Origin of the sequence: uncultured Sulfitobacter sp. (genome assembly GCF_947497275.1) — a bacterium.
Taxonomy (GTDB): domain Bacteria; phylum Pseudomonadota; class Alphaproteobacteria; order Rhodobacterales; family Rhodobacteraceae; genus Sulfitobacter.
Window position 1 is genome coordinate 316,211 of the sequence record NZ_CANMFS010000001.1, and the last position, 22,304, is coordinate 338,514.

Sequence of the window (22,304 nt, forward strand, 5' to 3'; positions counted from 1 at the left end):
CCGAAGTTCGTAATTCGTTCATCGGTCATCTGTAAAACTGATCGCGCCATTGCGAGGACAGTTTATTGCGTACTCCCCTTAAAAGCCTCCAGCCGCTCAGTGAATCGCGCCATACGCTCTTTGCTTTTCTGCCCGGAGACTTCTTTGTCTAAGGAGATCACGAACCACTCGAACATGTCTTCCTTGATCATGTCGCGGGATATGTGTGGCACGACGCGAATCATCATCGCCTCCTGCTCACCGACCAATGTGATCTTTCCCTTGGGCAGCTTATCCCGGAGACAGCCAGGATGGGCAGCCTTGGTGTATGTCGGTTTCACAACGCTCCCATTGAAGTTGCCGCGAGAGTCCCGGTCCGTGTCGTGGAAGCCGAAATACCCCTGCCGGATCTGGTCCAGCTGATATCTCTTGTCGTCGGCTTCGGCGATCGTTTCTTGGGCTTCAAGAGGAAGGGCAAAGCCGGCATTCAAGGTCTTGTCGTAGGCATTCCGCGCACGCTCGGAAAACACCGACCAGCGGCCTTCCGCGATGGCGAAAAGCAAGGCCTTATCGAGCCGTCCACTGAGGCGCTGGAATTGCATCTTGGGTGCAGTGAAGGTGGTGCCCATTTTTGGGAGTAATGTTGACGGAGATTCGTGGCGTGGCCTGTGTCGTCGAGGTAGTGCTCTTGGACAAACTCGGCGGGATCGACATTCGGATGGAAATTCGCGTCAATCCGAAAGACATATCCGCTCCGAATGTCGGCGGGGACCGAAAACTGGAGGGGCGTCAGCCGTCGATCGAAGCGTCTTTCCCAGTTGACCGAGATCGTGACGTCGTCATGGGCGATCCGCATGTGACTGAAGCGGTCGGACGCCTCCACTCGCTGCTTCCATTCCTTCAGCTTCGCGCGCTCGCAGGCAAGCAAGGTCTTCTCCAACCAGAAGATCCGGTTGTAGAGTGTCGGCTCACACCGATTTTCTTCCCGGTGTCGGGATCAGCCAAGAAACGGGACATGGTTGTGATGCTGTCGCCGTTGACGATACATCTCAAGATGCGGACGTTGTCGCGCAGTTTCTTCTTCGCCTGGTGATCCAAAGTTACCGGTGCCGCGCTGATGACTGCACTTCATGAAGCGACCATCATCCCAACCAACCGAAACGCCGGCGTATTCGAAGACCTCCGAAATACGCGGATGGTGATCGTTGCACGACATGGTGTAGAAGCCGAGCCCGGTCTTCCGAGGAGGGATGCTCGCTGCCGCCGCATGCTTGCGTTGAGTGGCGTTCTTTCCCTTGAACACCGGAATCGAGAAATCCGGCGCAACTCCGAAGTTGCCGGAATCCGGATCGCCAAAAGTATCGAGGCTGAAACCTGCAAGCACGGCAGGGTAGACTTGAGACAGGTTTAGCTGATGAAGCTTCTTGACCATACGATCTCCGATCTGTCGGTATTGATCTGTCAAGAAGGCCTCCAGGACCGAATGGGATGCTGGCAGTTTTCCTTGTCGACGAAACCTCGGAACGATTTTTCTGCTTACTATTGCATCGGGGCAATAGTCCCGCAGTTCGTGTAAACGATCCGCAAAAATATACCGTTGCAATTGTGTCCCAAAACCCGGAACGGGCTAAAGAAATGGTGGGGCGTTTTGGTTTGGCCGGGTGGCTTTCGCTCGCGCTTCGTGAAAGGCAGGCCGCGACATTCACGTAGGTAACGCCCATCCACGAACAGGCGTTAATCAGGACGCAGGTTTCATGGTGGCTTGTCTGTATCGCTTCTCGGCAAGCAGGAAACCCCCCAAGATACACCTTATCACCAGCGCCCCGTTCCGGGTTTGGAACTTATTCGTTCTATTGGTTCTGATCTCGCTGCCCGCGCTGCGCGAACGCACCGCACCTGTGCAGCTGATGTACGCCCTACCAATGCTGAGAGTCCTCGCGATCCGTTCGACTTCGATACTGATCCGGGCGGCAAAGAGGCACCGGTCCGCAGCACTCAAACGGCGGTCTGGTGCGATTTGATGAAGGGGATGCGCCCTATATTCAGTGTACTCAGCCCCGTTCCGCGCGCCGCGATCACCGCCGCCCAGCCCGCGATCACGTTGGCGGCGACCGCCGCCGCGACGATGCCGGGGAATCCGAGCGTGAGCGCGCCCAGCCATGCCAGAGGCAGATAGAGCACGAAAATCCGGGACAGGCTGAGACCCATGGACCATAGCGCCTTGTCGCGGGCGTTCATCGCGGCATTGGCAGTAACGACCATGCCGTATCCGAACATCGACAACCCGACGTAGCGCAGGTAGGTCGCCGCATAGGCGGAATCCTGTTCGCCTGCTGCCAGAAGACCCGCGATCGGTTCGGCGAACAGCATCAACACCGCAGCAACCAGAGCGCCGTATCCAAGACAGAAGAGAAACGCCGCCTCCATCGCCCCTCGTGCGCGGTCCTTCGCTTGCGCGCCCCAGTTCTGACCGACGACCGGGCCAATACCCGCAGACATCGCCATCAGCGGAACCAGTGCCACAGCCTGAACGCGTGTTGCCGCGCCAAAGCCCGCCACCGCAGCTTCGCCGACCGTCGCCACGGCGGCGGTTACCAGCGCCATGCCGGCCGGATTAATCGCGTTGGAAAAGGCCGCAGGCCCGCCCACGCGGAAGATCTTGACAGTCGATGCCCACAACCCGTCAAAAAGGCCGCCGCACCAGCCCAGAAGGCCCCGGCGCCAAGCGATATAAACTGCCAGCACCGCCCCCACGGCGCGACCGATCAGGGTGGCCACCGCAGCACCCTGCATGCCCATTTCGGGAAACCCCCACATGCCAAAGATCAATAGCGGATCAAGTCCGATGTTGATTACCGCCTGCAAGCTCATGAGCAGCGCCGAGGTGAGACTGTCGCCGTGCGAACGAAAGACCGCATTCGTGATCATCATCAGCACGAGAAACGGAAAACTCAGCGCCCAGACCGGCGCATATTCGGCGATCCGCTCGGCGGCGGTGTCATCGGCCCCCATCGCCGCGAAAAGACGCGGGTAGGCAAGGTAAAACAAGGCGGCCATTATGAGGGCAGCGGCCAGACCGATGCCGATGGCGTGCAGGCCCAGTCTGCGGGTGGCCTCTCCATCGTCGCCGCGCCCCACACCCTGGCTTAGCGCCGAATTCGCGCCCGCGCTCATCCCGATGCTAAGCGAGGTCACGGCGGCGGTCACCGGATAGATGAAGCCGACAGCGGCAAGTTCCGTCTCGCCCAGTTGGCCCAGAAAATAGGCGTCCGCCAACCCGACGCTGAGCACGGCGAGGATACCAAAGCTCATCGGTGCGGACATCACTGTAAGAGCCCGCCAAACGGGCCCTTCGGTCAGATCCCGTTCGCCCTTGGCCGAAGGGTTGGCGGTGTTTTCGGCTTGGTCGGGCAAAACGGGCGTTCCTTTCGCGGTGATCCGGGAAAGCTAGCGCCTCGGTGCGCGCTTCCAAGGGGCGGCCGAGATTCTGTCCGTGCGACTTTCCGATAGGTGGAAAAGTATACGGCGGTACGCCTAACTCGCGGCCATACCCGCTGTTTTTTGAGTTGTAGATACCGGCGATCGTGCTCCAAAGCTCATGCACCGGTTTGCGAAGGACAACGACATGCCCCCGATAAAAGACCATCCGCTGCGCTATGCCCTGACGGGAGAACTGCACGCTCGCCCATTTCCCGATGTCAAAGTGCCGCAAACCGTTGCGTTGCTGGCGATCAAACAGGCCGGCGATGCGGCGACGCGGGACCGGTCGGGCGATATCGGGCATCTGGTCAAACTGCTCCGCCATTACGGCGCGCCGCTGCCGGACAAGGACGCCACGCATTATTACGGCGCGATGGGAAAGTACTACCTCAAATGGGAGCAACACACCGAGTTCGTGACCTACACCGCGTTTTGCGACGAGCTGACCCATCGTCCCTTCGATCCTGCAGAGTTCGACGTGTTCCCCGCGACTTGGCTCGAGGAAGCGCCGGGCGAGCGTCTGACGTCGGCGCTGTTGCGGTTGGTGCCGCTGCCCGAGCAGGAGGCGACGGTCGTTGAACAGCTGCGTGAATGGTTCGTGCCAGAAAGCCTTGCGGTGGCGCATGTGCTCGACAGCGATGCCGTCGTGGCCACGGATTTCAGGATTGATCCGGCGGGGCACCTGCGGTTCGCGGTGTTTGCGAGCGCTGATACCGGCGCGCGCCGGGTGGGCCGGATCATCCAGCGCCTGTTCGAGATTGAAACCTACAAGACGATGTCGATGCTCGGGTTTGCCCTCGTACGTGAGGTCGGCGCGGATGTGGGCCGGATGGACCGCCAACTGAGCGATCTGATGGTTGCGATGAGCGCCAAGGAGACCGAACCGGAAGCCACGTTGGACGCGCTGCTGGATGTCTCGGTCGAATTGGAGAGCCTGGTGGCGCAGAGCGCGTTCCGCTTTGCGGGCACCGCTGCCTATCAGGCGATCGTGTATCAGCGGGTCGAGGCGCTGCGCGAGACGCGGTTTCAGGGCTTGCAGGGGTTTGGCGAATTCATGATGCGCCGCTACGAGCCTGCGATGCGCACGGTCAACTCGATGGAACGACGGCTGGAGCGGATGTCGGCGCGCGCCTCGCGGACCTCCGATCTTTTGCGCACCCGGGTCGACGTAGAACGGTCCGCGCAAAATCAGGCCATTCTGGAAAGCCTCGACCGGCGTGCGGATCTGCAGCTGCGATTGCAGCACACGGTCGAGGGCTTGTCAGTCGTCGCGATCAGCTATTACGCGGTGTCGCTGGTCAGCTATCTACTCTACCCGGTCGCGGAATACTCCGGACTGGGCAAAGGCGGGCTGACGGCTGCGGTCACTCTGCCGGTTGTAGGGCTTGTGTGGTGGGGCGTGCGCCGCCTGCGCCGGAAGATCGGCTAGCGGTCTTGCGCAGGACCAGATCCGTCGCCAGTGCGCCGGCTGCCATCATCACGATAGCCAGCACCGCAGCGACAGAGAGCGTTGGCACCCCTGCAAGGCCCGCGCCCACGGTGCAGCCCCCGGCCAGCACACCGCCGACGCCCATCAGCACTGCACCTGTCAAGTAGCGCCCGGTCTGGCGCGCGTTCTCGAAACTTTCCCAGACGAAAGTACCGGTGAGCAAGCTGGCGGCCAGAGCGCCGGCCAGAACGCCGCCGATCAACCCCGTGCCGAAGCCCGGCGATACCGATGTGCCCGCGATGGTCCAGAACAGCGTGTCCGATGCGGGCCGGGTAAAGGACAGGCTCTCGAACGCGACCGGATCGAAGTCATCATAAAGAATGAAGCCTGTTCCGACCCATGCGAGCGGCACCAACGCACCAAGAATCGCAGCCAGACCAAGCGTGGACAGGCGGGCGTTCGAGCGGGCGGCGATCACGACCGATACCGCAGCGATGAGCGCGGCGAAAACCCAGCCGCCACCGGGCAGGGCGGCAAGCGATGTGACCTCTCCCAATGGCACGGTGATCTCGCCAAGTGCCACGCGCATCGGGGCCAGAAGCCCTTTCATCGTGGTATGTGCGGCTACGGCAAAGACAAGGATTACCGTCAACGCGCGCAGGTTGCCTGTAGCGCCCAGAACCGTCAGACGTGAGGCGCAGCCGCGCGCCAGCACCATGCCCGCGCCGAACAGCAGACCGCCAAGTGAAATCGCGAGCCAGGACAGCTCAGCCGCCATGAAGCGGTGATCGTCGAAAGCGATGAGTCCTGCGCCGACGGCGGCCTGTGTGCCGATAACGGCGACGGCCAGTGCGGCAAACCAGACACTGGCAGCGGCGCGGCGATCCGCACCCACAAGGGCCCGCCGAAAGCAGAATTTAGTGATCTGCGCGAGCGCCCCGAACGCGACGCCGATCACGAGCGCGAAATAGACGACCGCCTGCGGCGCGGTGAGGTTCTGAAATCCGAGTTCTTCAAACATGCGACGGCCCCGTACAAGGTGGATTATTTTCCCATTTGGAGCGTGGAACGGCGAAGATCAAGGACGGCGAAGGCGCGTGGCGCGACGGGATCGAGAAAATAATTCTGGATGCGGCGCTAGATCAATGCTCTGGTCCCTCAACGGCAACCGGCGCCGCACAGGTGTCCCGTCCAGAGTTGATTTCCGGTCAGTTCGCTCTTGTTTGGTGGATCGCGATCACCGGCCGCGTATGCGTGGATCAAGCGCGTCGCGCAGCCCATCGCCCAGATAATTCACACTCAGCACCGTCAGCGAAATCAGGATACCGGGCAGCAAAACGCGCTCGGGGTATTCCTGCATCCGGTCCACGGCGTCCGCCAACAGCTTACCCCATGTCGGGAAATCCGACGGGAAGCCCACACCCAGAAACGACAGCGCGCTTTCGGTGATGATCGCGGTGGCAAGGCCCAGCGTCGCCGAGACCATGATCGGCGAGATCACGTTGGGCAGCAGGTGGCGACGTATGATCTTGCCCGAAGTTGACCCGATGGAACGGGCGGCGAGAATGAACTCACGTTCTTTCAGCGCCAGAATATCGCCCCGCACGATCCGCGCTGTCTGCATCCACGAGGTAAAGCCGATGACAGAGACGATCAGCACGAACATACCGGCCTCCGGACTGCCGAAAAAGCTGGTGAGTGGCTGTCGGAACAGCGTGACCGCGAGCAGCACCAGCGGCAGGATCGGCAGCGACAATGCAAGATCGGTCAGACGCATGAGTGCAAAATCGAGCTTCTTGAAGTAGCCCGACAGCACGCCTACGGCGGTGCCGATGAGCAACGCAAGTATCATCGCAGTCCAGCCCACGGCCATGGAAATGCGCCCGCCGTAGATCATTTGTGCGAGAATATCGCGGCCCAGCTGATCTGTGCCGAACGGGTGCGCCCAGCCGGCGCTGGCCTCGTTGTCCCACAGCAGGGTGTAGACGGGCCGCCAGTTCTTGTTGCGGATGTCCAGTTTGGTCGGGGCGAGATCCCACAGATACGGGCCGAAAAGGACGCCGAGCGTGATGAAGATCAGGAAGCCGCCGCCGAACAGCGCGCCCTTGTGCTTGCGGAACTGGTCCCAGACGTCGCGCCACTGGCTGCGCGGCGGCTTTTGCGGATCCTTGTCGACCAGCGCACCGAAGGTTTCGATGTCCGCCTCGACGGGGCTGGCGGGGATCGGTTGCTCAGTCATAGCGGATCCTCGGATCAAGCACGCCGTAGAGGATATCGGCGATCAGATTGAAGAGAACGATCAGGATGGCAAAGATGAACGTCAGCGTCATCACCATCGGCAGATCGTTGGCGAAAAGCGCGGTCAGCAAAAGCTGTCCGATGCCGTTCACCTTAAAGACGTTTTCGGTGATGATCGCGCCGCCGAAGATGGCGGGCATCCCCAGCGCAATGATCGTCACCACCGGGATCATCGAGTTACGCAGCACATGGACCATGACGACAACGCTTTCGCTCAGGCCCTTGGCGCGGGCGGTCCGCACGTAGTCCTGGTTGAGATTGTCGAGCATGGCTGAGCGCATGTAGCGACTTATCTGTGCTGTCGTTTGCAGTGCCAGAACCATCACCGGCATGATCATCTGCAGGAACTGCGCCTTGAATGTGGCCCAGCTGTTGACCACCAGCGTCGTGTCATAGATCGACGGCAGCCAGCCGAGGCTGACCGAGAAGATCACGATAAGCAGCGGACCGGTGAAGAACGGCGGGATCGAAAAACCGATCATGGTGACGAATGTGCCCGCCTGATCGAACAACGAATAATGACGGTAGGCCGAATAGATGCCGATCGGGATCGCGATAAGGATGCCCACGACATAGCTGAGCCCCACGACCCACAGTGTCTGGGGCATCCGCTGGATCACGATGTCCATGACCGGCGAGCGTGTCTGCCAGCTGATGACGCGCTGGCGCTGGACCATTTCGCCGGTCGCTTCGTCCAGAACGAGGCTGAGTTGAGTATCGGGCAGCCAGCCGAAGAAAAAGCTGTTGGCCGTCAGCCAGTCGATGAACACCGCCGGTTCGATCACGAAGAACTGGTGCAGCCATTTGATGTACTGGATGTGGATCGGCGCGCCGAGGCCAAGCGCGTCGCGCATTTTCTGTTTCACTTCCGGCGGCACCGTCAGCGGCACCTGCGCCATGGGATCGCCGGGGGCGAGTTGAAGCAGCAGGAAAATCACCAGGCTGATGAATAAAAGCGTCGGGATCGAGAGGACAAGTCGTCGGATGGTGAAATTCAGCATCAAGCGGCGCCTTTACAAGAGCAGTCTGGATATAAAGGGCGGGCGGGGAATTCCCCGCCCGCGTGCATCAGGGGTAAGACGGCGAAACCCCCGCCGCAACCCTTATTCCGTGATGCGATACCAATCCGCGACATTCCAAAGCTCGGAGTCCCAAACATTGAGCACGACGCCACCCAATGTGTTGGAGGCTGCCGACACACGGCCACGGTCCACAAGAGGCACGATGGTCATGGTGTCTTTGGTAATCAGGTTGTTGAGCTGCTTGGCAATCTCGCCGCGCTTGTCCAGCTCGCCGGTGCGGGCCAATTCGTCGAGCAGCGCATCGTATTCTTCGTTGCAGAAGCGGTTGATGTTCTCACCCTGCCACTGGCTCGACGGCTTGGGCTCGTTGCCGCAACGATAGGCCGCCAGATACGACTGCGGATCGGTGCCGTCAAAGTTGTTGGCGTACATTTCCACGTCCGCATAAAACTTCTGGAAGGTATCGGGTGATCCGGGATCACCGCCGAAGAACACTGACGAATCGACGTTGCGCAGTTCGGTTTCAACGCCGATCTGGCTCCACCAATCCTTGATCAGTGCCTGGAAATCCTGCCGCACGGCGTTTGTCGACGTCTGAAAGAGGATCGACAGTTTCATGCCGTCCTTGTCGCGGATGCCGTCACCATCGCTGTCAGTCCAGCCTGCTTCTTCCAGCAATGCTTTCGCGCCTTCGATGTCCTGTTCCAGACATTCGGTGTTGTCGGACGCATAAAGCGCCGGCGCTGGCACGAGGTTGCACGTCGCACGACCCGCAACGCCATAGCCGACTTCCACCAGCAATTCACGGTCAATGGCCATCGAGAGCGCCTTGCGCACCTTGAAGTCCGACAGGAAAGGGTGAGGCTCAGCCACGGTAGCGCGGGTTTCTGGCGGCAGGTCTGGCGAGGGGTTCGTCAGGTTCATTTCCAGACGCTCGACCAATGTGCCGAAGGCCGAGACCGGCTTGCCCTGACCGCCTTCGGCCATTTTCGCCAACACGTCAGGCGCCAGCTGCATGTTCCAGGCGTAATCGAATTCGCCTGTTTCCATGACCGCACGGCCTGCCGCCGTCGCGTCGCCACCGCCTTTGAAAGTCACGTTCGCGAACGCGGGCTTGCTCGGGTCGCGGAAATTCGGATTGGCTTCCAGCTGGATCACGTCGTTGGGACGGAAATCGGTCACCATGAACGGGCCGGTCCCGATCGGGTTAAAGTTCGCATCGGTGCACTCGGGCGCCTTGGCACCGAGGCAGTCGGCGAATTGAGCGGCCTGAATGATCGGCGATTGCGCACCCATGAACGGTCCGTACGGGTTTGGCTTGGCTTCGGAGAACGTGACCTTGATGGTCAGGTCGTCGATCGCCTCGACGCTGTCCACACCGTCAAATTTCGCGCCCTGCGCACAGCCGCCTTCGGGGTGCATGCAGTATTCAGCGGTAAATTTCACATCGGCGGACGTCACGGGCGAGCCGTCGGACCAGACAAGGCCTTCCTTCAGCTTCCATGTGACCGATTTGAGGTCCTCGCTGACGCCGCCGTTTTCGACAGTGGGAATTTCCGCCGCGAGGTAAGGCACCAGCGCGCCGGTCTCGTCGTAGCGGCCCAGCGGTTCGATGACGATCGAAGAGGCTTCCAGATCTTTCGTGCCGCCCGACAGGTACGGGTTCATGATTGATGGCGCCTGCCAATAGATGATGTTGAGCTGACCGTCGCGGCCGCGCTCTCCCGAATGACCGTCGGCAATTGCCATCGGCGCCAGGGCGGTCAATGCGACTGCGCCCAGCAGGGTTGATTTCAGGGTCATAGTTTACTCCATGTTGAACACGTCTGCGCGTGCTGTTTTGGCCGGATTACCGGCGGTCGTGCGCTTCCTCGGCGGGGGAGGGACATGAGGTATGAACTCACAGCGAAGCGAATGACCGTCAGTCCAAGCGTACCCCCAAAGCCGCATTGCGAGATTGAAACAGACCCGGCGGAAATTGCAACCCTCTGCACCCGCATCGGCCGCCAAAACTCCCTGCTCTGCGTGCAAGATCGCAAGCTTTGCCGCCGTAGCCACGGGCCTGATCGTTTGACCTCCCCCCGGCTTCGCCCTAGCGTGCAAGCCGACGCGGAGTCGACGTCTTCGCAGCTTTTCCCGAGAGGACCAGAATGCTTGACCAGCCAGCCAAGGGCCCGATTGCGCAAATCGAGGGTCTGCGCGTTGAATTCCAAACAAAAGATGGCCCCGTCGTCGGGGTCGAGGATGTCTCGTTCGAGATCAACGCGGGCGAGACGGTATGCGTGGTCGGCGAATCCGGGTCAGGCAAATCGGTGTCGTCGCTGTCCCTGATGCGGCTGGTCGAATACGGCGGCGGCGAGATTGCGGGTGGCCGGATGCTGTTCGACCGCTCGAAAGGTGACCGGCTGGATCTGGCGACCGCCTCCGCCGATACGATGCGCGCGATCCGCGGCAACGAGATCGGGATGATCTTTCAGGAGCCGATGACGGCGCTGAACCCGGTATTCACCGTGGGCAGGCAGCTCACCGAAGGGTTGCGTCTGCACAAGAGCATGAGCCGCGCACAGGCCGAGGCGCGTGCGCTGGAGCTGATGAAGCAGGTGCGTATTCCCGAGGCCGAAAAACGGCTGGAGCAGTACCCGCACGAGCTGTCGGGCGGGATGCGGCAGCGTGTGGTCATCGCCATGGCGCTCGCCTGCGAGCCGCGCCTGTTGATCGCGGACGAGCCGACGACGGCGCTCGACGTGACCATCCAGGCCGAAATACTCGCGCTGATGGACCGTTTGAAGCGCGAAACCGGCACCGCCGTGATGTTCATCACTCACGATATGGCGGTCGTGGCACAGATGGCCGACCGCGTTGTCGTGATGTTCCGCGGCAACAAGGTCGAGGAAGGCACCGTCGAGCAGATATTCGAGAACCCGCAGCACGCCTATACCAAGGCACTGTTGGCGGCAGTGCCGAAGCTGGGCGAAATGACCGGCAAGCAATACCCCGAGCCGATGAAGCTGCTGGGCACCAAAGACAAGGAAATCGTGCCGATCAAGGGTACGAACAAGACATTGCTGACCGTCAAGAACCTGACCACCCGGTTTCCGGTGACGGGCGGGTTGCTGCGACGGACGGTGGCGAATGTGCATGCGGTCGAGGATCTGTCCTTCACCATCAACAAGGGCCAGACGCTGAGCCTTGTCGGCGAATCTGGCTGCGGCAAATCCACCGCGGGCCGATCGATCCTGCGACTGGTCGAGCCGATGCGCGGCGAGGTCGATCTTGACGGCAAGGACATCATGGCGCTCAACGCGCGGGATCTGCGCACCGCGCGGCTGGACATGCAGATGATTTTCCAGGATCCGTTTGCCTCGCTCAACCCGCAGATGGGGCTGGCGGATCAGGTGGCCGAACCGATCCACAATTTCAAAACTCTCAAGGGCGCGGATGTGACCAAGCGGGTTGAAATGCTGTTCGACCGGGTCGAGCTGCCGCGCAGCTTCATGCGCCGGTTCCCGCATGAGTTGTCCGGCGGGCAACGCCAAAGGGTTGCCATCGCGCGCGCGCTCGCGCTCAATCCCAAATTGATCATCGCGGACGAGGCGGTATCGGCGCTGGATGTGTCGGTGCAGGCGCAGGTGCTGAACCTGATGATGGAATTGCAGGCCGAGATGGAACTGTCGTTCCTGTTCATCAGCCACGACATGGCCGTGGTGGAGCGCGTCAGCCACCATGTCGGCGTCATGTATCTGGGCCGGATCGTCGAGATGGGACCGCGCAGCGCGGTTTTCGAGAATCCCCAGCACCCCTATACGCAGGCGCTGATGAAAGCGGTGCCAATTGCCGACCCGCGCAGGCGCAAGGCGGAAAAGGATCTGGAATTCAAGCCGATCCCGTCGCCGATCCACCCCGTCAGCTATACCGCCGAGCCGAGCGTCTACCGCGAGGTAGGCGACGGTCACAAGATACTAGTCACCGACAGCGGGTACTGATCCCGCCCGCCAAAGGAGCCTTCGTCATGGCCACCCGTCTAAGTCCGTTCGAGCTGATGGAAAAGCTGATCAGCTTTCCAACGGTGTCGCGCGATACCAACATCCCTCTGATAGACTGGGTCGCGGAATACCTCGAAAGCCACGGCATCGCGTCCCATCGCTACGTCGATCCCGATCAGCCCAAGCACGCGCTGTTCGCCCATGTCGGACCACAGGAGGAGGGCGCGATCGTGCTGTCGGGACACACGGATGTCGTGCCGGTCGATGGACAGCCTTGGGGCAGTGACCCTTTCGCCGTGGTGGAACGCGACGGGAAATACTTCGGGCGCGGCACCTGCGACATGAAAGGGTTCGATGGTCTGGCCCTCTGGGCGCTGGTGGAGGCGAAGTACGCCGGTATCAAAAGGCCGCTACAGATCGCGCTCAGCTTTGACGAAGAGGTTGGGTGTACCGGTGCACCTCCGATGATTGCCGCCATGCAAGGCGTGGTGCCGAAGGGATCCGCAGTCATCGTCGGCGAGCCGTCGCTGCTGCAGGCCGTGACCGGGCACAAGGGCGGCATCGGCTTCAATACTCATGTGTTGGGCTTCGAGGTGCATTCGTCGCTGTTGCACAAGGGGGTCAACGCGATCATGGTCGGTGCCAAACTGATCGAGTGGGCCAACGAGCAGAACAGCGAAAACATGGCGCTCAAGCCGACCGATCTGGCCGCGATGTTCGAGCCTCCTTTCACGACCTGCCATGTCGGGCTGATTTCGGGCGGCACGGCGCATAACATCACGGCCAAGGATTGCCGTTTTCCGATGGATTTCCGCGTGGTGCCGGGCGAGGACAAGGACGCGTGGGGAACCGCGTACCTCAAGAAAGTCCGCGAGGTCGAGGCGCAGATGCGCGAGGTGCGGCCGGACACCCGCATCGAGGTGACACCGCGCTTTGACGTGCCTGCGCTGAAACCCGAAAAGGACGGCGCGGCCGAGACACTGGTGCGCCAGATCACCGGTGACAATGCTAGTCACAAGGTCAGCTATGGCACCGAAGCCGGACAGTTTCAGGAGGCCGGTTACAGCGCCGTGATCTGCGGACCCGGTAACATCGCGCAGGCGCATCAGCCGAACGAATTTATCGAAGTATCGCAATTCAACGCCGGCCACGACTTCATGCGCAAACTGGTCGACCGGCTGGGTGTGTAGGCCGGGAGCCGGGGTCCGGGCATGACGGCAGGCTTTCCGATCACCGAAGCACAGGTGCGGCAGTATCGCGCCGCGTTACCGGATGCCGCCGATCTGGTGGTGATCGGTGGCGGCATCATCGGCATTTGCACCGCGATTTTCGCCGCGCGTGGCGGTGCGCGGGTCGTGCTGCTGGAAAAAGGGCTGGTCGCGGCGGAGCAATCGAGCCGGAACTGGGGCTGGATCCGCCAACAGGGCCGCGATCCGGCAGAAATCCCGATCATGGTCGAGGCCAACCGCCTGTGGCAGCAATTCGCCCGCGAGACCAATGAGGACATCGGGTTGGTGCAGGCCGGAGTTACCTATCTCGCGACGAGCCGTGCGGCCATCGAAGGTTACGATCGCTGGCTCGTGGATGCGCGCGCCAACGGGCTCGACAGCCGTTTGTTGAGCGCGGCAGAGGTGGCGCAGATGTATCCGGGAATGTCCGCCCGGCCCGCAGGCGCGCTGCACACGCCATCCGATCTGCGCGCCGAACCATGGGTGGCGGTGCCCGCACTGGCCGAGATCGCGGCGCGCGAGGGCGTGACGATCATCGAGCGGTGTGCGGTGCGGTGCCTCGATCTTGCGGCGGGACGGGTAGCGGGCGTCGTCACCGAGATAGGCCGTGTGGCCGCTCCGCGGGTCGTGCTGGCGGGGGGTGCGTGGTCGGCCCTGTTCCTGCGCAACCACGGCGTCGCGCTGCCGCAGCTGTCGGTGCGCGCGCAAGTGGCCGCGACCGAACGCTTGCCCGACATCGGCCAGATCGCGACGTCGTCGGCCAAGCTCGCGTTCCGCCGCCGTGCCGATGGCGGCTACACGCTCGCACCGAAGGGGCTGGCGCATCTTTATATCGGTCCCGATGCATTTCGCAGTTTCACGAGCTTTCTGCCGCAGTTGCTGATCGATCCGTTCGGGCAACGGTATTTCCCCGCCGCCCCCACAGGATTTCCCGACGCGTGGAGTACCAAGAGGCGCTGGAGCGGTGATGCATTAAGCCCCTTCGAGCGGATGCGCATCCTCGACCCCAAGCCCGATGCGAAGCGTATGGTGCGGCTTGCAAGGGATTTCGAGGCTCTGTTTCCAAAGCTCGGCACCGTGCGACTCAAGCGGACCTGGGCCGGAATGATCGACACAATGCCCGACGTCGTGCCGGTGGTGGATCACACCCCGATCAACGGGCTGATCGTCGGCACTGGGATGAGCGGGCACGGATTTGGTATTGGTCCCGCAATGGGTCGCATCCTCGCCGATCTCGCGGCGGGCCGCGCGGCGGGCCACGACATGCGGCGCTTTCGGTTCAGCCGATTTTCCGATGGATCGGCGATTGTGCCCGGACCTGACGTTTGACACGGGGCCGCTGATTTCAACCGCCGCAAGTGGCTTTCGGCGCGCGCTCAAGGTGTTAAAAGCGCATCAGAGACTGACGCCCGTGCCCACTCTGCCGGCCACCGGCGGGTCACGCAGCAGTGGCCGCTCCTGTTCAAACTAACGCAAGGATCCTGACCGATGCCCGTAAAGAACCGATTTGCCGAGCTCCATTCCGATATCACCGCCTGGCGCCGCGATCTGCACCAGCATCCCGAAATCCTGTTCGAGACCCACCGCACCTCGGCCACAGTGGCCGCGAAACTGCGTGCGTTCGGCTGTGACGAGGTGGTCGAAGGGATCGGACGGACCGGTGTCGTGGGGGTGATCAAGGGACGCAGCACCGCGTCGGGCAAGGTGATCGGCCTGCGCGCGGACATGGACGCTTTGCCCATCCACGAACAGACCGGTCTGGACTATGCGTCGAAGACGCCGGACGCAATGCACGCCTGCGGACACGACGGGCACACAGCCATGTTGCTGGGGGCGGCGCAATACCTGGCGGAGACGCGCAACTTCGATGGAACGGCGGTCGTTATCTTCCAGCCCGCCGAAGAAGGCGGTGGCGGCGCGAAGGTGATGTGCGACGATAATCTGATGACACGCTGGGGCATTCAGGAAGTATACGGGATGCACAACTGGCCCGGTATGCCCGCGGGCAGTTTCGCCATCCGCCCCGGCGCGTTCTTCGCCGCCACGGACCTGCTGGATATCGAGATAGAGGGCCTCGGCGGACACGCGGCCAAACCGAACGAAACGGTAGATCCCACGGTCATCGCGTCTCAGATCGTTACCGCGCTGCAGACAATCGCAAGCCGCAACGCGGATCCCGTCAGCAATATCGTGGTGTCGATCACATCGTTTCAGACTGCGTCGAACGCCTATAACGTCATCCCCCAGACTGTGACCCTGAAGGGAACCGTGCGCACAATGTTGCCCGGGATGCGCGATCTGGCGGACAAGCGGGTAAACGAGATCTGCAGCGGTATCGCAGCGGCAATGGGCGGGCAGGCGCGGGTCAGCTACTACCGGAATTACCCGGTAATGGTAAACCATCCTGACCAGACGGAATTCGCGGCACAGGTGGCCCGATCGGTCGCCGGATCGTGCGAAGATGCGCCGCACGTCATGGGGGGCGAGGATTTCGCTTTCATGCTCCAAGAGCGCCCCGGCGCCTATATTCTAGTAGGCAACGGAGACAGCGCGCGGGTGCACCATCCGCTATACAACTTCGACGACGAAGTTATTCCCGCCGGGTGCAGCTGGTGGGCCGGCATCGTGGAACAGCGCATGCCCGCCGCCTGAACGCGATTTGATCAGCGACCCTGCGTCAGCAATTTGCGGTAGATCGCCAGCAGACTTTGCGCTTCGGTTTCGAGCGAGAAATGATCTTCTACGCGCTGGCGCGCGGTCTCTCGCCACCGCTGCAACCGGTCGGGATCCCCGAGCGCCGCGTCGATTGCGGCGGCGAGGGCAGGGATGTCATCGGGTGGTACCAGCGTGCCGGTTGTACCGTCGTCGACAAGCGCCTCGAATGCGCCCACGCGCGTGGCGACCACCGGGCAACCGGTCGCCATCGCCTCGATGGGCGTAAGGCCGAAACCCTCCCAACGCTGCGGCGCGACGTAAAGATCGAGGATGGCGTACCAGTCTGCCATCGCCTCGGTCGGGACTTCGGGCATGAACAGGATGCGCCCCTCCAGACCCGCCTTGCGGACGTCGTCGCGCAAGGCTTCGAGAAACCGCGTATCCGCGTCGCCGACGGCGCGGCCCATCACCAGTGCTTTGGCGTCCGGATGACGGTCGAGCACGCGGATCAGGGCGTGGACGTAGGCGTCAGTGCCTTTTTGCGCGCGGATCCGTCCGTAACAGCCGATCAGCGGGCCGTCCGGCGGCATACCCAACCGCATGCGCAACGCGCGACGGTCGCGCTCGGGCGCAAAGCCTTCGATGTCGATTCCATGCATGATTACGGTCGCGGGGCATTCAAGGTATGCGGCCGTCTTGTCCGACGTCGCGACGATGGCGTCCATGCGCCTGATCAACCACCGTGTGAGGCCGGTCTGCTTGCGCTGCGAGGCAGAGGTGAACATCAACCGCAGACGCTTGCCCAGCAGGTATTTCAGCGCCAGTCCGGCGATCATCTCAAGATTGCGCCGCGCATGCCAGACCCGCGCGCCGTCAGGCCCCGAACGCGGCATTGTGATCAGTGCACGCAGCGGGATCTGTGGCACCTCGGGTGGCAATACGGGACCGGTCGCGACGATGCCGATGTCGCGCGCCTGCACCGGCACCAGACGCACCACCGTCGCGGTCACACCGGACAGGCGGCGTTTGAAATTCGGCGCGATGACTTGCACGTCCTTCAGATGTGTCATGGGTCGAGCCTCAATGCGCTGATAAGGCGGGCGGCAATGGAATCGAGCTTGCCGGTTTCGGCCCGCGCAAAGCTATGGGCGGCGCGGATCGCCCTGTCTCGGGCGGCGTCATCCGCCAGAAGATCCGCCACCCGCTGCGCCAGATCGGCGCTGTCGGCCACCAACCGGGCAGCACCGGCTTGCTCCATTGCGGCGAAAGTCTCGGCGAAGTTGAACACATGATTGCCCGACAGGACCATCGCGCCCGATTGCGCCACCTCGAACGGATTGTGGCCTCCGATGGGGCGCAGGGAGCCGCCCAGAAAAACGATGTCGCCAAGGGCGAACCAATTGCCCAACTCGCCCAGCGTATCGGCCAGATAGACCGCTCCGCCGGGCGCATCGCCGCGCGTGCGGCGGGTGAAGGGCATACCGGTGTCCGCGATCAATCGGGCCACTTCGCCGCCGCGCTCCGGGTGGCGGGGCACCAGTATCAAATGCAGGTCGGCAAACTCTTTGCGCAACGCCGCATGGGCGGAGAGCACGATCTCTTCCTCGCCGGGATGGGTGGAGGCGGCGATCCAGACCGGGCGGTTGAGCAGGGCGGCACGTGCCTCGAAAAGCGTGTCATCGTCCGTGGGCAGAGGCCCGGCGAACGATTTGAGGTTCTGACCGCGCGCAACGCGCGGCGCGGGGGCATGCATCCGCAGCATCGTCTGCGCCATTGCGTCGTTCTGGGTCAGGATCAGATCGAAGACGTCGAACAGATAGCGCGCAAGCTTCGGTCGCTTTTCCCATGCGCGCACTGATCGTTCCGACAGCCGCGCGTTGACCAGCGCCATCGCCGCGCCGCTGGCGTGTGTGCGGCGCAGCATCTGCGGCCAAAGCTCGCTTTCGACAAAGATCGCGGCGTCGGGCCTCCAGTGACGCAAAAATCGCTTGAGTGGCCCGGGCGCGTCGAGGGGGGCAAACTGGTGCACCGTGCGCGGCGGCATCCGCTGCGCCACCAGTGTGGCGGAAGTGGCGGTCCCGGAGGTGATGAGGAATCGCGCCTGCGGCAGCGCCACGCCCATCCGGGTGATCAACGCCAGCACCGACAGGCTTTCGCCGACAGAGGCTGCGTGGAACCACACCAGCGCACCTGCGCGTCGCTCTTGTGTCGCGTGGCCCAGACGTTCGTGGCAACGCGGCACCGAGACACCCGCACGGCGCAGTTTATTAGTGGTCGCCCGCGCGACGAAGGGAACCAGCAGAACGCTCAGCGCCACATAGAGGCGATAAGAGGGAGGGGCACGCACGGGCGGGGGCCGGATCAGCCGCCGGTGTGGCTCATGTGGCGCGGCATCTGTCCGCCCGCCGTCTGGCGCGAATAATCGAAATCATGCCCCTTCGGCTTGAGATTGATGGCGGCGCGAATGGCCTCTTCGAGCGGTGCATCGTCGTTCGGATGGGCGCGCAGCGGCGCGCGCAGATCTGCGCTGTCCTCCTGACCGAGACACAGGTAGATTTCGCCGGTGCAGGTGATGCGCACACGGTTGCAGCTTTCGCAGAAATTATGGCTAAGCGGGGTGATGAAGCCGATCTTTTGACCGGTTTCCTCAAGCCGGACATAGCGCGCGGGCCCGCCGGTGCGCTCTGCCAGATCGGTCACGGTGTAGTGCTTGGCGTATTCGGCGCGTACATCGCGCAGGGACCAGTATTGATCCAGCCGGTCCTCATTGCCCAGATCGCCCATCGGCATCACCTCGATCCACGTGAGATCCATGTCACGCGACGCGCACCATTCGGTGATGTGGCGCAATTCCGGTTCGTTGAACCCCTTTAGGGCAACCGCGTTGATCTTGACCCGCAATCCAGCCGCCTGTGCGGCATCGATCCCGCGTAGAACCTGCGCGAGGCGCCCCCAGCGGGTAACTTCGGCAAATTTCGCCTCGTCGAGCGTATCGAGCGAAATGTTGACCCGGCGGACACCCGCCGAAAACAGATCCTTGGCGTATTTCTCAAGTTGGCTGCCGTTGGTCGTGAGTGTCAGTTCCTTGAGGGTTCCGGCATCCAAATGGCGCTTCATGCCATCGAAAAACGTCATGATCCCGCGCCGGACCAACGGCTCGCCGCCCGTGATGCGCAGCTTTTCGACGCCAAGCCCGATGAAGGTGGAACACATCCGGTCCAGCTCTTCGAGCGTCAGCAGCTCTTTCTTGGGCAGGAAGGTCATGTTTTCGGACATGCAGTAAACGCAACGGAAATCGCAGCGGTCCGTCACGGAAACGCGCAGATAGGTGATCGCGCGGGCGAATGGATCAATAAGCGGTGTTGTCATGGCCACAGTGGTAAAGGTTGGCCGAAAAGGGGGCAAGCGGCATTTCAGGTGATTGATAGCGGTCCGGCCACACTATAGTGTGATCTGCATGACTCGTACCAATTATTTCCCGTTTGCCCTTTTGCCTGCCGTGCTTGGCCTTGGCGCCTGCGCACAGTTCGGCATGGGCCAGCCCGATGATACCGTACGACCCGGCGCTGCCGCGCAGGTTTCGGTAAATGACAACGCTGCGGTGCCGTCGGATTCGGCGCTCACCTCGGCGCCGCCGCCGCCTGCGGCTGCCAGAACGCAGGAAGCGTTGGACACCACGTCGGCTGCACAACGGGCGCAGGCTGCGGCACCGGCGGCGAAGCAGACGGATTCGAAGCTGCTCGGAACGACCATCGCCAGTCTCGGCAGCCCGACTGAACCGGGGTTCTGGCTCAAGACGCCGTTGGTGAAGGACGAAACGAAGGGCCGGGTGACGAACAAGGCGACGGGCAAGTCTTCTGCCGTGACGCTGATCCCGATCGATGGACCGGCATCAGGGGGCAGCCGCCTGTCGCTGCCCGCGCTGCGGCTGATCGGCGCGTCGCTGACCGATCTCACCGAAGTCGAAGTCACGCTTGAAGGCTGAGCGCGGACTATTGAACGCGCCCGGTCCAGCTGATCATTATGCCATCAGACGTGCGGCTTCCTTGACCGCGAAAGGTTTCATCCGAGGTCCATGGTCTTGCAGAAACGCGCGCACCCGATCCGCGTCGTGTTTGCTCAAATCGCGCAGCCACCATGCGACGGCTTTCTGAATAAACCAGCGATGGTCATCGACATAATCCGCGGCCCAGCCGAGAATGCGGGTGCGCGCGGCAATTTCCTCGGGTTTCGGGTTGTTCTGTTTGGTCCACGGCAAGGTGACGATAAGGGCGGCGCGTTTCGTCCACAGATGGTCAGATCGGGTCCATGCCTCTACGTCGTCAAGCCGTGTGGGATCGGCGACCAGCCGCTTTTGACCCGCCATGCAGACGTGGTCGGCGATGGTCCAGCTGTCAAAATCGGGCACCCAAGACGCGATCAGCGCCCAGGCGGCGGAATCGTCGGGGCGCAGCCGGGCCTGCGTCAACAGTTTGGCGGCGGCGACGCGCGCCTCGAATATATCCGTCTGCCAAAGGCCATCCGCAACGTCCAGCCGCTCGGGAAGCGCAAGTTCGGTGCGCCACTGTTGGGTAAGATCGTTCAGCTGGGGGTTGGTCAGACCAAGATAGACGCGCGCGGTCTTGTGATAGCTGCGCATGCCCGCCGCGCGTTCGGGATCGGCCAGCGCTTCCAGCTGTGCCAGGAACGTCGCATGGCGCGCATCGTTTGCGGTGTTTTCAGGTGTCTCTGGCTGTTCTTCCACGATCAACTGCTCCGTTGCTGTTTGGCTTTTTTGGCCCGAAGCATTTCCATCAGCTTGCGCGCCATGCCCGCTTTTTCGACCTGCGGCGCGCGCGCGAGCGCCAGCGCATCCTCGTCCACATCCGACGTGATGACCGAACCCGAACCCGTCATCGCCCCGTCGCCGATGTGCACGGGCGCGACGAGCATGGTGTTCGAGCCAATGAAACTATGCGCACCGATATGGGTGTGATGTTTCATTACGCCATCGTAATTGCAGGTGATCGTGCCCGCGCCGATGTTGGCGGACGCGCCTACGAAGGCATCGCCGATATAGCTCAGATGATTGACCTTGGCCCCCTCGCTGATCACGGCATTCTTGATTTCGACGAAGTTGCCGACGCGGGCGTTCTCGGACAGCTCGGCACCGGGGCGCAACCGGGCGTAGGGCCCGACCACTGCGCCGCGAGACACGTGGCAGCCTTCGAGATGGCTGAACGCGCGGATGGTCGCGCCGCTCTCTACCGTGACGCCGGGTCCGAAAACGACGTTCGGCTCGATCCGCGTATCGCGCCCGATCACGGTGTCGCGGGCCAGAAACACGGTATCGGGGGCCTGGAAGGCAACGCCGTTTTCGATCAGAGCCGCGCGCGCGCGGGCTTGAAAAGCGGCTTCGGCCTCGGCCAGTTGCGCGCGCGAGTTCACACCGAGCGTTTCCGCCTCCGCGCAGGTAACCGCAGTCGCGCTCAACCCGCGGCTGCGGGCCAGTGCGACGATGTCGGTGAGGTAGTATTCGCGGGACGCGTTGTCGTTGCCGACGCCCGCGATCAGATCGAACAGCAGCGACGCCTTGCAGGCCACAACGCCACTGTTGCACAGGGTGATCGCGCGCTCGGCCTCCGTCGCGTCCTTGTACTCGACGATGCGCTCCAGTTCATTTCCGTCCAGCACCAGCCGACCGTAGCGGCCGGGGTCGCGCGCGTCGAAGCCCAGAACAACGACGTCGCTGCCCTCGGCCGCGCCCATCATCCGCTCCAGCGTGTCGGGCGAGACGAAAGGCGTGTCGCCGTACAGCACGATCGCGGTACCGTCGAAATCCTTCAGTGCGGCGCGGGCCTGATCTACGGCATGTGCGGTGCCAAGTTGTTCTTCCTGTACGACGACCGTTGCGGTTTCGTCGTAGCCGCGCGCCACTGCGCCGACCTGTCCGGCCCCGTGCCCGGCAACGACAACGGTGTGTTCGGGGTCGAGCGTTGCACCGGCGGCCATGGCGTGGACCAGCATCGGCTCGGTCGCGATGGGATGAAGCACCTTCGGAAGGTCCGAATTCATCCGCGTGCCTTTGCCCGCCGCGAGAATGATGAGGCTCGTTTTCATGGGAGGTCCGCCCTTGCTGTTTCGATGCCTTCTTGAGCGATATTGCGGTATGGTACAAGCTCATCGCGGGCCTGCGCGCATGGCGACTTGTTTTGGCACCGGCGCCGCGCTACGCCGGTAAAGACCATGG

Annotated in this window: 19 protein-coding genes; 7 read left to right on the forward strand and 12 right to left on the reverse strand. The window is 62.4% G+C overall.

Going from position 1 to position 22,304, the window contains the following annotated elements:
* Nucleotides 1-62: 62 nt before the first annotated feature.
* Nucleotides 63-608: a hypothetical protein gene (locus tag Q1A06_RS01480; RefSeq protein ID WP_299557946.1), complete on the reverse strand. Its 546-nt coding sequence runs from the start codon at nucleotides 606-608 to the stop codon at nucleotides 63-65.
* A 368-nt stretch (nucleotides 609-976) separates the two neighbouring features.
* Entirely contained in the window at nucleotides 977-1,411 is a 435-nt protein-coding gene (locus Q1A06_RS01485) for a hypothetical protein (RefSeq protein WP_299557948.1), read from the reverse strand.
* A 56-nt stretch (nucleotides 1,412-1,467) separates the two neighbouring features.
* Here Q1A06_RS01485 and Q1A06_RS01490 point away from each other — a divergent pair, with 56 nt between their 5' ends.
* Nucleotides 1,468-1,689 (forward strand): hypothetical protein, encoded by a 222-nt coding sequence (locus tag Q1A06_RS01490; protein WP_299557950.1) that lies wholly within the window; start codon nucleotides 1,468-1,470, stop codon nucleotides 1,687-1,689.
* Between the two features lie 285 nt (nucleotides 1,690-1,974).
* Here the strand turns inward: Q1A06_RS01490 and Q1A06_RS01495 are convergent, their stop codons facing one another.
* Nucleotides 1,975-3,393: an MATE family efflux transporter gene (locus tag Q1A06_RS01495; protein ID WP_299557952.1), complete on the reverse strand. Its 1,419-nt coding sequence runs from the start codon at nucleotides 3,391-3,393 to the stop codon at nucleotides 1,975-1,977.
* A 211-nt stretch (nucleotides 3,394-3,604) separates the two neighbouring features.
* Between Q1A06_RS01495 and Q1A06_RS01500 the strand changes: the two genes are divergently transcribed.
* A complete protein-coding gene (locus Q1A06_RS01500) occupies nucleotides 3,605-4,888 on the forward strand; it encodes a DUF3422 domain-containing protein (RefSeq protein ID WP_299557954.1) in 1,284 nt (427 codons plus the stop codon).
* On the opposite strand, the gene Q1A06_RS01505 is transcribed toward Q1A06_RS01500, so the two are convergent.
* The 4 genes from Q1A06_RS01505 to Q1A06_RS01520 all read right to left on the reverse strand — a co-directional run bounded on the left by Q1A06_RS01505 (nucleotide 4,824) and on the right by Q1A06_RS01520 (nucleotide 10,011).
* Entirely contained in the window at nucleotides 4,824-5,909 is a 1,086-nt protein-coding gene (locus Q1A06_RS01505; protein ID WP_299557956.1) for a YeeE/YedE family protein, read from the reverse strand. The two genes, Q1A06_RS01500 and Q1A06_RS01505, sit on opposite strands and share 65 nt — an antisense overlap.
* 216 nt (nucleotides 5,910-6,125) lie before the next feature.
* Nucleotides 6,126-7,127 (reverse strand): ABC transporter permease, encoded by a 1,002-nt coding sequence (locus Q1A06_RS01510; protein ID WP_299557958.1) that lies wholly within the window; start codon nucleotides 7,125-7,127, stop codon nucleotides 6,126-6,128.
* Nucleotides 7,120-8,187, reverse strand: a complete 1,068-nt coding sequence (locus tag Q1A06_RS01515; protein WP_299557960.1) for an ABC transporter permease — start codon at nucleotides 8,185-8,187, stop codon at nucleotides 7,120-7,122. The genes Q1A06_RS01510 and Q1A06_RS01515 overlap by 8 nt, the downstream gene beginning before the upstream one ends.
* Before the next feature lie 102 nt (nucleotides 8,188-8,289).
* On the reverse strand, nucleotides 8,290-10,011 hold the full coding sequence (locus tag Q1A06_RS01520) for a peptide ABC transporter substrate-binding protein (RefSeq protein ID WP_299557962.1): 1,722 nt from the start codon (nucleotides 10,009-10,011) through the stop codon (nucleotides 8,290-8,292).
* A gap of 347 nt (nucleotides 10,012-10,358) precedes the next feature.
* On the opposite strand from Q1A06_RS01520, the gene Q1A06_RS01525 reads away from it, so the two are divergent.
* The 4 genes from Q1A06_RS01525 (at nucleotide 10,359) to Q1A06_RS01540 (ending at nucleotide 16,072) form a co-directional block, all read left to right on the forward strand.
* The gene (locus Q1A06_RS01525) at nucleotides 10,359-12,191 is read left to right on the forward strand and encodes an ABC transporter ATP-binding protein (protein WP_299557964.1); all 1,833 of its coding nucleotides are present in this window, start codon (nucleotides 10,359-10,361) and stop codon (nucleotides 12,189-12,191) included.
* A gap of 26 nt (nucleotides 12,192-12,217) precedes the next feature.
* Entirely contained in the window at nucleotides 12,218-13,381 is a 1,164-nt protein-coding gene (argE, locus tag Q1A06_RS01530; protein ID WP_299557966.1) for an acetylornithine deacetylase, read from the forward strand.
* 21 nt (nucleotides 13,382-13,402) lie between these two features.
* The gene (locus tag Q1A06_RS01535) at nucleotides 13,403-14,749 is read left to right on the forward strand and encodes an FAD-binding oxidoreductase (protein WP_299557968.1); all 1,347 of its coding nucleotides are present in this window, start codon (nucleotides 13,403-13,405) and stop codon (nucleotides 14,747-14,749) included.
* 159 nt (nucleotides 14,750-14,908) lie between these two features.
* Nucleotides 14,909-16,072, forward strand: coding sequence for a M20 aminoacylase family protein (locus Q1A06_RS01540; protein WP_299557970.1), 1,164 nt, complete (start codon nucleotides 14,909-14,911; stop codon nucleotides 16,070-16,072).
* An 11-nt stretch (nucleotides 16,073-16,083) separates the two neighbouring features.
* Here Q1A06_RS01540 and Q1A06_RS01545 read toward each other — a convergent pair whose 3' ends face one another.
* The 3 genes from Q1A06_RS01545 to moaA are packed head-to-tail and all read right to left on the reverse strand — an operon-like array spanning nucleotide 16,084 to nucleotide 19,444.
* Nucleotides 16,084-17,145, reverse strand: coding sequence for a glycosyltransferase family 4 protein (locus tag Q1A06_RS01545; RefSeq protein WP_299557972.1), 1,062 nt, complete (start codon nucleotides 17,143-17,145; stop codon nucleotides 16,084-16,086).
* On the reverse strand, nucleotides 17,142-18,422 hold the full coding sequence (locus Q1A06_RS01550; RefSeq protein ID WP_299557974.1) for a 3-deoxy-D-manno-octulosonic acid transferase: 1,281 nt from the start codon (nucleotides 18,420-18,422) through the stop codon (nucleotides 17,142-17,144). The genes Q1A06_RS01545 and Q1A06_RS01550 overlap by 4 nt, the downstream gene beginning before the upstream one ends.
* 14 nt (nucleotides 18,423-18,436) lie before the next feature.
* Nucleotides 18,437-19,444 carry a GTP 3',8-cyclase MoaA gene (moaA, locus tag Q1A06_RS01555; RefSeq protein WP_299557976.1) on the reverse strand — a complete coding sequence of 336 codons (1,008 nt, stop codon included), beginning with the start codon at nucleotides 19,442-19,444 and terminating at the stop codon, nucleotides 18,437-18,439.
* 88 nt (nucleotides 19,445-19,532) lie between these two features.
* Here moaA and Q1A06_RS01560 point away from each other — a divergent pair, with 88 nt between their 5' ends.
* Nucleotides 19,533-20,060 (forward strand): hypothetical protein, encoded by a 528-nt coding sequence (locus Q1A06_RS01560; protein ID WP_299557978.1) that lies wholly within the window; start codon nucleotides 19,533-19,535, stop codon nucleotides 20,058-20,060.
* A 36-nt stretch (nucleotides 20,061-20,096) separates the two neighbouring features.
* On the opposite strand, the gene Q1A06_RS01565 is transcribed toward Q1A06_RS01560, so the two are convergent.
* Complete coding sequence (locus Q1A06_RS01565) at nucleotides 20,097-20,819, reverse strand: DNA alkylation repair protein (protein ID WP_299557979.1); 723 nt, start codon at nucleotides 20,817-20,819, stop codon at nucleotides 20,097-20,099.
* Between the two features lie 2 nt (nucleotides 20,820-20,821).
* Nucleotides 20,822-22,174, reverse strand: a complete 1,353-nt coding sequence (gene glmU / locus Q1A06_RS01570) for a bifunctional UDP-N-acetylglucosamine diphosphorylase/glucosamine-1-phosphate N-acetyltransferase GlmU (RefSeq protein WP_299557980.1) — start codon at nucleotides 22,172-22,174, stop codon at nucleotides 20,822-20,824.
* Nucleotides 22,175-22,304 lie beyond the last annotated feature (130 nt).